This is a genomic window from Brachyspira sp. SAP_772, from assembly GCF_009755885.1.
Lineage (GTDB): Bacteria > Spirochaetota > Brachyspiria > Brachyspirales > Brachyspiraceae > Brachyspira.
Genome location: NZ_VYIX01000295.1, coordinates 1 through 589, shown reverse-complemented (window position 1 = coordinate 589; position 589 = coordinate 1). Strand labels below are relative to the sequence as shown.

Sequence of the window (589 nt, the reverse complement as noted above, 5' to 3'; positions counted from 1 at the left end):
TATTTATATACTTATTTTAATAATATTTTCTTTTATTATAGTATTTTCTAAGAAGATTAAAACATTAGCTTTATCTCCTTCAAACAATAATAAAGAATCTGGTATTAGTATTATGATTTCAAATTATAATGARGGAAATAGAGAAGAGTATTGTAAAAGTGTTATTTCTTATATAGAAAAAGAGATTAAAAAGAAATTAAATACAAACTCCAAAAATATTTATTTGGAATTAAATGGAAAAGTAGAAGAAGAAAAAATAAAAGAGATAAAGTCTATAATAGATTCTTGTGAGAGAGAGCTTTATTCTGGAAATMAACAGAGTGAGAATACAGATTATCATAGTAAGGCTATTGAAATAATTACTAGTATTAACAAAAAGAAGTGACTTTTATTTATGAGTATTAAAAAAATTATTATAATGTTTTTAGTTTTTGGATGCAATTTCCTTTTTGCTCAAAATGATTTAGAGAACATCAATAATATATTTAAAAATGCAAATGATTTATATAATCAAGGAAGTTATATAGAGGCTAATAATTTATATCTTAATTTAATAAGCTCTAATGTGGTGTCTAAAGATTTGTATTAT

The 589-nt window shown here is 21.1% G+C and carries 2 pseudogenes; both read left to right on the top strand.

Annotated elements, in window-relative coordinates:
- A pseudogene (locus GQX97_RS14125) lies at positions 1–385 on the top strand (aerotolerance protein); the annotation flags it as partial.
- A 9-nt stretch (positions 386–394) separates the two neighbouring features.
- A pseudogene (locus GQX97_RS14120) lies at positions 395–589 on the top strand (SH3 domain-containing protein); the annotation flags it as partial.